At 74.2% G+C, this 12,077-nt stretch carries 10 protein-coding genes; 4 read left to right on the top strand and 6 right to left on the bottom strand.

The annotated features are described in order from the left end of the window. Nucleotides 1–167: 167 nt before the first annotated feature. Nucleotides 168–518: a 5-carboxymethyl-2-hydroxymuconate Delta-isomerase gene (locus IH44_RS0120835; RefSeq protein WP_030461163.1), complete on the bottom strand. Its 351-nt coding sequence runs from the start codon at nt 516–518 to the stop codon at nt 168–170. Nucleotides 519–629: 111 nt separating this feature from the next. On the opposite strand from IH44_RS0120835, the gene IH44_RS49745 reads away from it, so the two are divergent. The 3 genes from IH44_RS49745 (at nt 630) to IH44_RS0120855 (ending at nt 5,379) form a co-directional block, all read left to right on the top strand. Beyond that, a complete protein-coding gene (locus tag IH44_RS49745; protein ID WP_063759653.1) occupies nt 630–1,658 on the top strand; it encodes a hypothetical protein in 1,029 nt (342 codons plus the stop codon). Between the two features lie 264 nt (nt 1,659–1,922). Further along, nucleotides 1,923–2,747: an ABC transporter ATP-binding protein gene (locus IH44_RS0120850; RefSeq protein ID WP_030461164.1), complete on the top strand. Its 825-nt coding sequence runs from the start codon at nt 1,923–1,925 to the stop codon at nt 2,745–2,747. 67 nt (nt 2,748–2,814) lie between these two features. Beyond that, nucleotides 2,815–5,379, top strand: coding sequence for an FtsX-like permease family protein (locus IH44_RS0120855; protein WP_030461165.1), 2,565 nt, complete (start codon nt 2,815–2,817; stop codon nt 5,377–5,379). A 108-nt stretch (nt 5,380–5,487) separates the two neighbouring features. Here the strand turns inward: IH44_RS0120855 and IH44_RS0120860 are convergent, their stop codons facing one another. The 4 genes from IH44_RS0120860 to IH44_RS0120875 all read right to left on the bottom strand — a co-directional run bounded on the left by IH44_RS0120860 (nt 5,488) and on the right by IH44_RS0120875 (nt 9,679). Then, nucleotides 5,488–5,934 (bottom strand): hypothetical protein, encoded by a 447-nt coding sequence (locus tag IH44_RS0120860; RefSeq protein ID WP_030461166.1) that lies wholly within the window; start codon nt 5,932–5,934, stop codon nt 5,488–5,490. A gap of 228 nt (nt 5,935–6,162) precedes the next feature. Beyond that, nucleotides 6,163–7,530 carry an oxygenase MpaB family protein gene (locus tag IH44_RS49425; RefSeq protein ID WP_030461167.1) on the bottom strand — a complete coding sequence of 456 codons (1,368 nt, stop codon included), beginning with the start codon at nt 7,528–7,530 and terminating at the stop codon, nt 6,163–6,165. 395 nt (nt 7,531–7,925) lie between these two features. Next, nucleotides 7,926–8,777, bottom strand: coding sequence for a DUF4253 domain-containing protein (locus IH44_RS0120870; RefSeq protein ID WP_081967013.1), 852 nt, complete (start codon nt 8,775–8,777; stop codon nt 7,926–7,928). 119 nt (nt 8,778–8,896) lie between these two features. Further along, nucleotides 8,897–9,679: a GNAT family N-acetyltransferase gene (locus IH44_RS0120875; RefSeq protein WP_051817125.1), complete on the bottom strand. Its 783-nt coding sequence runs from the start codon at nt 9,677–9,679 to the stop codon at nt 8,897–8,899. 335 nt (nt 9,680–10,014) lie between these two features. Between IH44_RS0120875 and IH44_RS0120880 the strand changes: the two genes are divergently transcribed. After that, entirely contained in the window at nt 10,015–11,061 is a 1,047-nt protein-coding gene (locus tag IH44_RS0120880; RefSeq protein ID WP_030461170.1) for a C40 family peptidase, read from the top strand. 98 nt (nt 11,062–11,159) lie between these two features. Here IH44_RS0120880 and IH44_RS0120885 read toward each other — a convergent pair whose 3' ends face one another. After that, nucleotides 11,160–12,005 carry an EamA family transporter gene (locus tag IH44_RS0120885; RefSeq protein WP_232795033.1) on the bottom strand — a complete coding sequence of 282 codons (846 nt, stop codon included), beginning with the start codon at nt 12,003–12,005 and terminating at the stop codon, nt 11,160–11,162. Between the last annotated feature and the right edge of the window lie 72 nt (nt 12,006–12,077).

Genomic DNA, 12,077 nt, shown 5'->3' on the forward strand with positions numbered 1-12,077 from the left:
CCGGCCCCGCCGCCACCCTCGCACCACCCGGCGGGCACCGCCCCCTCCCCCTCCCAGATTCCCCGCGTCTCCCGACCGAGCTGAAACGATTCTCCCCGGTCGGGAGACACCAACCGCAGTCTCCCTTCGCCCTCGTTATCTCCCGGACCTCCCGGACCTCCCGACCGTCACTGCCCGGAGTGCTGCACGAACACGTAGGTCTCCCGGTCGAGTTCGGTGACCTCCACGCAGAACGCGGCGGGCACCCGGACGTACGCGCGCAGCAACTCCGTCACCCGGGCGGAGAGCGTGCTGCGGACCTCGACGCTGCGACCGGCCAGGATCTTGATCTCCACCAGCACCACGGCCTCCGTCGAGGCACCGTCACCGACCAGGTGCTGCGCGGCCGGGCGCACCAGCGTCTTGCAGTCCTCCACCCGGGTGTTGACGATCTGGGGAATCAACTGGTGGACCTCCTTGGCGAAGCCCGTGACGTCGAAGTCCAGGCCCGGCGAGTGGTCGATCAGGATCTGCGGCACAGCGGTCGTCCTCCCCGGACGGCGAACTGCACCAGGGCCTTCCCGGATCTGCCGCGTCCGTGATCCAGAACATAGTCCCGCGGCGACACCCCCGGCGGGCATACTGGCGCAATGCCCGACCGCCGCCCGCCCGATGCCGTGGAACCCCCGGACCCGTTCGAAGGTCTGGTCCTGGACGAGGAGTTCATCCGCTCCGCCACCGTGAGCGAGCCGTCCGCCCGGACCAGGATGCTCACCGAGCGCTGGCGCCGCGAACCCCCGGTCGACCCGGGCGGCCGCCGCTGGTCCGCCGACGGCCCGGCCCGCACCCGTCGTGCCCGCCGCACCCGGTCCGGGCGGCCCGGACGGCCGGACCGGTTCGGCCACCGGTTCCGCACGCTGAGCCGGGGCGAACGGTGGACGGCCGTGCTCGGCGCGCTGATCGTCCTGCTGGTGGTCGGCGGGCTGCTGTTCGGCCCCAACCGGGCGCACACCCCGCAACTCGCCTCCTCGGGCGCCCGGGCGGCTAGCCCCCGTCCCACCGGCGACCAGGCGCTCCCCGACGGCGGGACGTTCGCCGGCAGCAAGTGCGGGCAGCACGGCTACCACCGCTTCCCGGCAGCCGCCGACGCGCTCCCCACCGAGAAGTCCACCGGCCCCTGGCTGCGCTTCACCTCCTACGGCTACCAGCGGCTGGACGCCACCCGGCCCGGCGAGTTCGTGTTCGACCTGGAACTCGGCTCCGGCTCGGACACCCCGCTGGCGATCTCCGCGCCCCTGGGCAGCGCGGGCATCGCGGTCGAGATCGAGGGCCCGAACGGGGTGGTGGCCGCTGCCTACGGGCTGCCCACCACGGTGAACGGCGCCACCCACACCCCCGACGGCCGGGGCTGGCTGATCACCGACAGCGGCACGACCGCCCACGTGGTGCTGCCGACCGCGGCACTCTGCCCCGGCATCGACGCAACCGCCGTGGCCACCGGCCTCTCCCCCCGGGTCGACAGCAGCCAGAGCATCACCGGCCCCGCCCCCTACACCCTCACCGTCTCGGCAGCCGACCCCGAGATCGCCGAACTGCGCCGACCCTTGGGCACCCAACCGGGCGGCGAGGTACTGGCCGCCACCAACCAACTGCCCCAGCCGGTTGCGAAACCGGTCTGACCCCACGCCAGCCGTCCCTTCCCCCGCCTTCCCAACGACCGACCGCCCTCCGACAGGACCGGCCGCTGTACCTGGAACCTGAAATCGGCTGCCCCACCGGGAACCAAAACCCCCTCCGGGGGCTGGCTGCCCGATGGGGGTGGGGATAGCCCCACCCCGAAGTCTCCTGTCGCCTTCATGGTGGGTGACCTGGGAGTTTCCTAGCGTTGACAGTGCCTCCGGAGCGCGTACACCGGGGGCGCCGTCTCCGAGGAAGGCTCCACCATGTCGCCCCGCCTGCGCCGTTTCACCTCCGGCCGGCCCGTCCCGTCCGCCGTCCCCGGGTCCGCCCGGCCCACCGCCGCTCCGCCCGCCGTGGAGCTACGTGCGGTGCGCCGCAGCTACGGGCACGGCGCCGGCGCGGTGCACGCCCTCGGCGGCGTCGACCTGGTGCTCCCGAAGGGCACCTTCACGGCCGTGATGGGGCCGTCCGGCTCCGGCAAGAGCACCTTCCTGCAGTGCGCGGCGGGCCTCGACCGGCCGGACGCGGGCCAGGTCCTGCTCGCGGGACAGGAGATCAGCTCGCTGGGCGAGGACCGGCTGACCAAGCTGCGGCGCACCCGGATCGGCTTCGTCTTCCAGTCCTTCAACCTGCTGCCGTCGCTGACGGTCCTGCAGAACGTGCTGCTGCCGCAGCGCCTGGCCGGCCGGCGGCAGGACCGCGCCCGGGCCCACGAACTGCTGGCCCGGGTCGGCTTGGGCGAGCACGCCTCGCGCCGTCCCGGACAGCTCTCCGGCGGCCAGCAGCAGCGCGTCGCGCTGGCCCGGGCGCTGGTCACCAGCCCCGACGTGATCTTCGCGGACGAGCCGACCGGCGCGCTCGACACCCGCAGCGCCCACGAGGTGCTCGGCCTCCTGCGGGACGCGGTGGACGGTCTGGGCGCGACGGTCGTGATGGTCACGCACGACCCGGTGGCCGCCTCCTTCGCCGACCGCGTGGTCTTCCTGGCCGGCGGGACCCTCTCCGGTGAACTCCACCACCCCGATCCGCGCACCGTCGCCGACCGCATGCTCACCCTCTCCGGCACCCCCTCGGCGTCCGCCGCATGACCCGCCCCGGCCCCGGCCCCGAGATCGCCACCCCTTCTCCCCGCCCTCTTCCCACGGAGCCGACCGCATGAGCAACGGACTGGCCCGCGCCGCCGTGCGCTTCCGTCCCGCGTCCTTCGCGGGAACGTTCCTCGCCCTCCTGTTCGCGTCCGCCATCGTGACGGCCTGCGGCGTCCTGCTCCAGACCGGCCTGACCGCGAGCGTGCAGCCCTCCCGGTACGCCGACGTACCGGTCGTGGTCGCGGCCGACCAGCAGGTGGAGCTGACCGTCAAACGCGGCGAGGACCGTGAGACCATCACCCAGCCACTGCCCGAACGGGCCCGCCTGGACGCGGGATTGACCGCCACCGTGGCTGCCCTGCCGGGCGTCGCCCAGGCCCTGCCGGATTCCTCCTTCCCCGTCTCGGCCACCACCGCCCCCGCCACCCCTCCCTCCTCTGCCTCTTCCTCTTCCATCAATGGACCCGGGCTCACCGGCCGAGGCTGGAGCGCGCTGGGCATCGGTCCGGGCGAACGGCTGACCGAGGGCCGCGCGCCCGCCGACGGCGAACTGGTGCTGGACAGCGCCAGCGCCCGGGCCGCCCACCTCTCCCCCGGTGGCACCCTCACGCTCACCACCCCCACCGGCAGCGCCTCCTACCGGATCTCCGGCCTGGCCGAGGCCCAGCCCGGCTCGCCCACCGCCTGGTTCTCCGACCGCACCGCGGACCGGATCTCCGGGCACCCGGGCCGGATCGACGCGGTCGCGGTACGGCCCGCCGCCGGTACCGACTCGCGGGTCCTGGCGGACGAGTTGCGCCACGCACTGGACGGGCAGGCGCAGGTGTCGACCGGCCAGCAGCGCGGCACGGTCGAGCAGCCGGTCCTACACGAGGCCAAGGCGATGCTGACGGCGCTCGGCGCGTCCTTCGGCGGAGTGGCCACCATGACGGCGGTGTTCGTGGTGGTCAGCACGGTCGCGCTGGCGACCGGCCAGCGGGCCCGCGAGTTCGCGCTGCTGCGCACCATCGGGGCGACGCCCCGGCAGATCCGCCGGTCGATCGCCGCGGAGGCGGTGCTGGTGGCACCGTTGGCCGCCGCGATCGGTGTGCTGCCCGGGCTGGCGCTGGCCCGCTGGTGGTTCGGCGAACTGGTGGCACGCGGCGCGGTGCCGTCGGACGTGAAGCTCGGGGTCGGCCCGCTGCCGGTGCTGGCCGCCGTCGTGGCGTGCACGGTGACGGCGCTGGCGGCCGGTTGGTTCGCGGCCCGGCGCAGCGCCCGGATGCGGCCCGCCCAGGCGCTCGGCGAGGCGAACACCGGTCCGGGCCGTCCCGGCCGGGCCCGGACGGTGACGGGCGCGGTGTTCACGGCCGGCGCGGTGGCGTTCGCCGTCGTCGCGGCCAACCTGACGGGAGCGACCGCGGCGAACACCGCGCTGGGCGTGGTGCTGTGCTTCCTGGTCGCGGTGGCGCTGCTCGGCCCGTGGCTGGTGCGGGGCGCGGTGGGCCTGCTCGGGGTGCTGCTGCGGGCGGGCGGCGCGCCGGCCTCGCTGGCGGCGGACAACGCCCGGGCCTCCTCCCGCCGGCTGGCCTCGGCGACCGTGCCGATCGTGATGGTGACGGCGTTCTGCGGGACGCTGGTGTTCCTCCAGTCGAGTCTGCAGCACACTGCGGCCGAACACGTCCGCCAGGGCCTGACGGCTGATCAGGTGGTGACGGCGCAGGCCGGACGGCCGGGCCTGCCCGCGGGCACGGTGGAGCGGGCCGGGCAGGTTCCCGGTGTGTCGGCGGCGGTCGGGCTGCGGCCGACCGGGCTGGTGTACCAGCAGTCCGACATGCTGGCCACCGCCACCGCGCTGGGTGTGGACGGCGATCCGGCGGCCCTCCCGGCGGTGCTGGACCTGGGCGTCAGCTCCGGTTCGCTGGCCGACCTGTCCCGTTCCCCGGACACGGTCGCGCTGGACGCCACGCTCGCCGACAGCCTCGGCGTCCGGGTCGGCCAGCGGGCTCCGCTCTGGCTCGGCGACGGCACCAAGACCGAGCCGACGGTGGTCGCCACCTACAGCCGTGGTCTGGGCCTGGGCGAGGCACTGCTCCCGGGCGCCACCGTCGCCGCGCACAGCAGTTCCGCGTACCCGGCCCAACTGCTGGTCGCGGAGGCCCCCGGCGCGGACCGGGCGGCCACGGCCCGGGCCCTCGCCGAACTCGCCCCCGGCCAGCTGTCGGTGACGGACCGCCAGGGCTACGCGGCGCAGGCCGACCGCCAGCGCGAGCTGAGCGGCTGGGCGAACAACGTGATGGCGGCCGTGCTGGCGGGCTTCGCGGCGCTGACCGCCGCCAACACCCTGGTGATGACGGTGCTGGACCGCCGCCGCGAGATCGCCCTGCTGCGGCTGGCCGGCACCACCCGCCGCCAGGTCCGCGCGATGCTCCGCTGGGAGGCCCTGCTGATCGCCGTGATCGGTCTGGCCACCGGCGCCGCCATCGCCTGGACGACACTCACCCCGATCACCCGCGCCCTCACCTCCGCCACTCCGCACATCCCCCTGGGCACGGCCCTCCCACTCGCCGCCGGAGCAGCCCTCCTCTGCCTCGCCGCCACCGCCCTCCCGGGCCGTGCACTGCTCCGCTCCCGCCCCACCGCCACCCGCTGACCCCCACCCTCCTTCCCCCTGCACGGGCCGCCTCCCCTCCCGGGGCAGGCGGCCCTCAGCACACCCCGTACCCCGAGCAGGTAGCCCCTCCGCCGGGTCCCGCCGACCTCAGAGCACGATCGGCCGGTAGGCCAGCAGTTGCGCCGCCAACCGCTCCGGTGCCGCATCGCCGCGCCCGTGGAACAGCACGTCACCGACCCGGGGATGCGCCACATTGGCATCCAGTACCAGCAGGTACCACTCGCTGTCCGGCCCCGACTCGAACGCCCGCCGGACGAGTTCGGCCAGTTCCTCCCGCGTGATCCCGTCCACCCGCGGCCGGGCCGGACGGGCGAGTTCCAGGGCGAAGTCCGCCCGACTGCGACTGCCTGCGTACGCGAGGAAGTCGTACGGTCCGCAGTCGTGTCCGGTCCGGTCGTTGAGCGCCTCGATCGCGGCCCTGGCTGTGGGGTTCCGGGTCCGCAGCAGTTCCTCGATCCGCTCGACCTCCCGTTCCACCTCCTCCCGTTGCCGGACCGTCACCACGGGGGGAAGCAGTTCCGCGCGCAATTCCACCCCTCACCTCCTCGTTCCGTCCGCGTCTCCGCCCAGCCTCCCACCTGCCTCCCACATCCCCTCCGGCCTCTCCTCTCCACTCCGTCCACCCCGCGTGCACTGTTCAGTTGTCAAGGAACTGCCCGCCCCCGCGGTCTCAGGACCCGCCCTCAGTCGGCGCCAGGCCCGGCATCAAGGCGAGGCGAGGCGAGGCGAGCCAAGGCAAGGCAGAGACAGGTGTCCGGTCCGTCATGGTCGGCCCAGCAGTTGAGTGCCGGCGACGCTCTCCGTTCGGGCGGTGAAGAACTCGGTGAATCCCCTCACGAACTCCTCCTCGGTGATCTGGCCGTCCCCGTCGGTGTCCAGTTGTCGGAAGCCGTGGGTCAGTTCGGCGGGATGGACCCGGGAGCCGCCGAACAGGGTGCGGTACTCCTCGGCGTCCAGCAGGCCGCTGTGGTCGAGGTCGGCGGCGTGGAACATGGCGCGGACGGCGACGTGCAGGCCCCGGGCCAGGTAGTCCGGGTCCCGTTCGGTGCCGGCGAGCATCGTGGTGACGAACTCCTCGCAGGAGATCTCGCCGTCGCCGTCACCGTCCATGGTGGCCAGCAGGTGGTGCCACCAGGTGTCGAAGGCGGCGTACACGGCGGACTCACCGGCCTGGTCGAGTTCCAGCGGCCAGCAGATGTTGTGCGCCATCGCCTCGAAGTCGGCCGAGGTCAGTTGCCCGTCCCCGGTCTGGTCCATCACCTGGCGGTAGAACGCGGCCATCCGCGCCGGCCGGTTGTCCCGGCGCGGTGTCCGCACCGGGCGCGGTGCGTCGGCCTGCCGTGGTCGGGCCCGGCTGCCGTCCGGCAGGGTCCGGTAGCGCAGCCGGTCCGGCAGTTGCACCGCCACCGCCCGGGCGCCGTGGTGGACGATCCAGGAGAGCGCGGCCGCGCCCCGACTGCGCCGCAGGCCGAACTTGGTGCGGAACTCGGGTGGCAGGTCCGCCAGGGTGAGCGCGGTCAGGAAGCGGGCGACGAGTCGGCGCAGCAGCGGCCAGGCGGGGCGCAGTCGGCCGAGGCGGCGCGGGGCCGGTGCGCGGGTCAGGACGGTGTACAGCATGTCCTGGGCCGCTTCGGTGAACTCGAGGGTGTCCCGGATGGTGGTGCGGATGTACCCGGGCACGTCGGCGGCGGTGGGCGGGAACAGTTCGTCGGGGAGTTCGAACGCGGCGCAGACCGTGCGGAACTCCCGGTAGAGCCGGTCCAGTTGGGCGGGGCGCAGCGGGCGTCCGGCGAGCGCCTGGAGTGCGGTCATCGCCTCGTAGAGCGTCACCAGCACCCAGACCCGGACGGCGGGGTCGAGCGCGGTGTAGGGGCGGCCCCGGCCGTCGACCCCGGCGATTCGGCGGTGGCTCCGTTCGAGTCGTTGGATCTCCCGGTGCAGGGCGTCCCGGTCGGAGAAGAACAGGCGGCGTCCGCTGTCCATGGTGTGTTCGATCCGCCGCCACGGGTGGCTGCGGTAGGTGGACAGTTGGCTGACCCCGGCGGCGACCGCCGGGTGCGCGTTCTGCAGGACCAGCAGCCGCCAGGCGACCAGCGCGATCCGCTGCTCGCCCAGGGTGCGGCGGAGCATCGAGTCGCTTCCCGGCCATTCCGCTCCCCGCCCTCCCGTTCCCCGTCCTCCCATTCCCCTTCCCCGCCGTCCCGCTCCTGGGTGTCGCCGCCCGGGCAGCCACGCGGTGCCCCTCGTGGCCGCGCTCGCCGTGCCGCTGTTCGTTCCGGTCGTTTCCGTCACGGTCTGCTCCCCCCTGGGCACTTCGGCCCGGTCCGTACCACTCCGTCCCTGTCTCGTCGGCAACCCTAAAAGCCTCAAAGACGGGAACTCGGCACTGCGGAAGCCAAACCACCCCCCGGGGCGAATCTTCGTGCGATTCTTCGCTCGCGCGAGTGGAGCGCGATCAACCAGAATTGACGTTCCCCGGGGAGAGTTCGAGGAGAAACCGGGAGCACCTCCTCACCGGACGCCCGTCAGTCCCACCAGAAGGACCACTGCTCGGCCCCGATCAGTCCGGGCGCGTACGCGGTGAGCGTGCCCGCGCCCTGGAAGATGTTGTCGGGGCAGAACGCGAGGTGCTCGGCGGCGACCCGGAGCGCGGTCTCCTCGTCGCGGGGCGGGGCGGCCACGCTCAACTCCAGCTCCGCGAAGCCGACCTGGACCAGCCGGGTGCCGTAGCGGCGCTCCCAGTCCAGCAGGACGGCGGACACCTTGGCGATGTCGTCCTCGTGGTTGACCGGGCCCGACCAGCCGCAGGCGGTCAGCGCCTCGGCCCCGCTCCCTGCCGCGACCAGGCCGATCCGCAGCTTCGGGTTGCCCGCGAGCAGTTCCCGGGCGAGTGCCCGGGCCGCTCCGTCGGGGTCGCCCGCGTACGCGGCGGCGGGCGCGGTGCCCGGCCAGCCGGTGAGGAACGGGGCGACGGACCGGCCGAGTTCGGCGGCCTCCTCCGGGTCGAGCGGGTCCCCCTCGGAGTCCACGGTCGTGGAGTACTCCCAGCCGGTGCGCAGCAGCGCGGCCGGGTCGTACCAGTCGGGTTCGCTGGCCGAGTCGGTGTCGAGTTCGCCCGTCGCCCAGGGCCGGAACTCCTCGTCCCCCGCCCGGAGCGGCGCGAGCAGCAGCGGCCACAGCCCGCTGCGCGGATGCCCGCGGTGCAGTTCCTCCCACAGCCCGAGCGGGGCGGGCCCGTCGCTCAGCCAGAGCACGGGAGTCATCTCCTCCCCGTGGCGGCGGGGGCCGACCAGCCTTCCGGCTGGCAGCAGTCCGGCCACGGCGCTCGGTTCCCCGCTGGGCAGCAGACGGCGCAGGTCGTGCTCGACATCGGTCATGCGAACACGCTAGCGACCCGAGGCGACACTCTCCGCCACCACGCCCGGACCGCCGAGCGCCACCCGCCGCCGCTCCCCCTCCGGCCCTCCCGCCGACCCTCCCGCCACCGCCCGGCCCCTCAGCACCCCGTCGCCGCCTCGTCGGCCCCGCGCTGCGCCGCCGCACCCAGGGGCCGGTGCTCGAAGCCGAGCCGCCGGTAGAGCCCGATCGCCGACACGTTCCAGTCGTCCACCATCAGCGCCGCGTGCGGCGAGCGTCCGAGGATCCCGCCGAGCACCAAGGTGCAGGCGGCCGCCGCGTGCCCGCGTCCGCGCCCGTGCACGGGATCGCTGACGACACCGGCGAGCAGGCCGACCGCCGGGGCGGGCCAGGCGTCGGCGGCGAGCGCCGTGAGCCGTCCCGCCGCGTCGCGGACGCCCGCCCAGGCCCGGACGCCCGGCCGGTGCGGGTGGGCGTGCGAGGCCGGGAAGTGACGGTCGATCAGCTCCGCGGCCTCGTCCAGTTCGCCGGGGGCCAGCCAGTGCGCGACGCCCGTCCCGCCGCCGAGCGGTGGAAGACCGGTCGCGGCGCGCTGCATCCACCCGAACCGCCCGCGCGACTCCAGGCCGTCGCGGCGGGCGCAGAGTTCTACGAGCAGGTCGGCGTCGCCGAACGGCCGGTAGCTCGGGCCGACCAGCGCCGTCACTGCGTCCAGCAGCGGCAGCAGTTCCGCGACGGGCCCGCGGACGGCGATCCGGTCGCGCCCGGAGAGCGCGGGCGAGGCGACGGCGACGGCCCGGCCCGAGCCCAGGCCGGAGGCCCAAGCGCGGACGCCGTCCGCGAAGCCCTGGGCGGCCCAGAGCAGCACGCTGTCGTCGTCGGTGGCGGTACGGAGTTGCCCCTCCGTAGTCAGTTCGAACACGGATCCATTCTGCGCCACACCGCCCCCGCCCCTTCCCCGACCCCGCCACCCCGCCACCCCACCGGGCTCGCCCGCCCTGCCCGATCCAGTCCGAAACCCACCCAATAGGCTGCAAACCCATCAGCCATGCCACATGTGACACCTCACCGACCCCCTTCCCCCGCCCCGTTGTCAGGCTGACGTACAGTCAGCCACTCCTCCCCGTTGCCGGGTTCGGGAGCGGAGGGGAGTGGACGCGGGGCCCGCTTTTGATTACGGTCTGGCGTCGAACCTATCTTCGGACGATCACTCGAATGAATGAGTCCGACCGGAAGAACCGGAAGAAGGAACCTCGGATGGCCTCCCACCGCCGCCCCAAGCAGCCGAGCCGAGCCCGGGTGACCGTGCTCACCGGCGCCGCCGCGACCGTGGTCGCCCTGTCGGCCCAGGTCGGTGCGCACGCGGCGCCCGCGCAGCCGTCCAAGGACGAGGTGAAGGCCCAGGTCGACAAGCTCTCCGAGGAGATGGAGCAGGCCACCGAGAAGTACAACGGGGCCAAGGAGCGGGCCGACCAGCTGCGCCAGCAGGCGGGCCAGCTGCAGGACCAGGTGGCCCGCAGCCAGGAGCAGCTGACCGAACTGGCCTCGGGACTGGCGGAGGTGGCGGGCGACGAGTACCGGCAGGGCGGCGTCGACCCGTCGATGCAGCTGATGCTCTCCACCGACCCGGACCAGTACCTCTCCAAGGCGTCCTCCTTCAACCAGGCCGCCAGCACCCAGAGCGAGGTCCTCAAGGCGCTCAAGGACCAGCAGCGCCGGCTGGACCAGCAGAAGCAGGAGACCTCGACGGTCCTGGCCGAACTGGACGGCGAGACCAAGACGCTGAACGACACCAAGAACGAGGTGCAGTCCAAGCTCGCCGAGTCGCGGCGGCTGCTCAACCAGCTCAGCGCCGCCGACCGCGAGGCGATCCTCGCCGACAACGGCGGCACCGCCTCGCGCGGCTCCGACCGGGTGGACCTCTCCTCCCTGCCGAAGGCCTCCAGCGGCGCCGCCCAGCTCGCCGTGGACACCGCGCTCGCCCAGCGGGGCAAGCCGTACGTCTGGGGCGCCGAGGGGCCGAACAGCTTCGACTGCTCCGGGCTCATGGTGTACGCGTACGCGAAGGCCGGCATCGCGCTGCCGCGCACCTCCCAGGAACAGGCGGGCGTGGGCAGCAGCGTGGGCCGCGACTGGCACAACGCCCAGCCCGGCGACCTGGTGATCTACAACGTGCACGGCGCCCAGGACCACGTCGCCATGTACATCGGCAACGGCACGGTGGTGCACGCCCCGAAGCCCGGCGCCCCGGTCCGCACCATGGCGGTCGACGCCCTGACCATCAGCACCATCCGCCGGGTCTGACGGCCCCGCCGCACCCACCGACGCACCACGGCCGCCCCGGTTCCGGGGCGGCCGTTCGCAACTGACGGGGCATCACCGGCCCCCGACCGCACGCCGCATCAGCCCCGGCCGCCCGCTCGGCCCCGGCCGCCCGCCCGCCGTTCGGGCAGCTGTCCGGCCACGATCGACGCCAGCGCCAGCGCGAAGCCCAGCAGCTGCACCGGCCCGAGCGTCTGGTCCAGCAGCAGCGCGCCCAGCACCGCGGCGACTAGCGGCGACAGCAGGCCCAGCACCGCGACGTTGGTGACCGGGAGGCTGCCGATGCCCTGGAACCAGAGGGCGTACGTGAGCAGCCCACCGACCAGGCCGAGCCACAGGTAGCCGAGCGCGGCCCGCCCGTCGACCGCCGGGGGCGCGCCCTCGAACAGGAAGGTGGCGGGCAGCAGGAACAGGCCGCCGGCGGTGAGCTGCCAGCCGGTCAGTGCGAGCGGGCTGACGCCCTCGGGCCGGCCCCAGCGCTTGGTGAGCGTGACGCCGAGGGCCATGGTGGCGGCGCCGCCCAGCCCGGCGGCCACGCCGACGGCGTCCAGCGCCGCGCTCGGGCCGATCACCACCAATCCGACGCCGACCACGCCCACCAGCCCCCAGCCCAGCCGCCGGCCGGAGAGCCGCTGGCGCAGCACCAGGACGGCGAGCAGGGCGACGATCATCGGCTGGACGGCGCCGAGGGTGGCGGCGGCGCCGCCGGGGAGGCGTTCGGCGGCGGTGAACAGCAGCGGCAGGAACAGTCCGATGTTCAGCACCCCGAGCACGGCGGCCCTGCCCCACCAACTGCCGCGCGGCAGCGTCCGGGTGACGGCCAGGGCGATCAGCCCGGCGGGCAGGGCGCGCAGCAGGGAGGCGAACATCGGGTGGCCGGGGGGCAGCAGTTCGGTGGTGACCACGTAGGTGGTGCCCCACACCATCGGGGCGAGCGCGGTGAGTGCGGTGCGGGGCAGCGTGCCGAGCGCGCGGCCGCCGCGGGACGGCCCGGCGGC

Source organism: Kitasatospora sp. NRRL B-11411, assembly GCF_000721345.1.
GTDB classification, from domain to species: domain Bacteria; phylum Actinomycetota; class Actinomycetes; order Streptomycetales; family Streptomycetaceae; genus Kitasatospora; species Kitasatospora cineracea.

Coding starts and splice junctions, on each gene's coding strand:
- IH44_RS49745 (WP_063759653.1), top strand. CDS start 630: ATGCCCGACCGCCGCCCGCCCGATGCCGTGGAACCCCCGGACCCGTTC.
- IH44_RS0120850 (WP_030461164.1), top strand. CDS start 1,923: ATGTCGCCCCGCCTGCGCCGTTTCACCTCCGGCCGGCCCGTCCCGTCC.
- IH44_RS0120855 (WP_030461165.1), top strand. CDS start 2,815: ATGAGCAACGGACTGGCCCGCGCCGCCGTGCGCTTCCGTCCCGCGTCC.
- IH44_RS49425 (WP_030461167.1), bottom strand. CDS start 7,530: ATGCTCCGCCGCACCCTGGGCGAGCAGCGGATCGCGCTGGTCGCCTGG.
- IH44_RS0120870 (WP_081967013.1), bottom strand. CDS start 8,777: ATGACCGATGTCGAGCACGACCTGCGCCGTCTGCTGCCCAGCGGGGAA.
- IH44_RS0120880 (WP_030461170.1), top strand. CDS start 10,015: ATGGCCTCCCACCGCCGCCCCAAGCAGCCGAGCCGAGCCCGGGTGACC.
- IH44_RS0120885 (WP_232795033.1), bottom strand. CDS start 12,005: ATGGTGTGGGGCACCACCTACGTGGTCACCACCGAACTGCTGCCCCCC.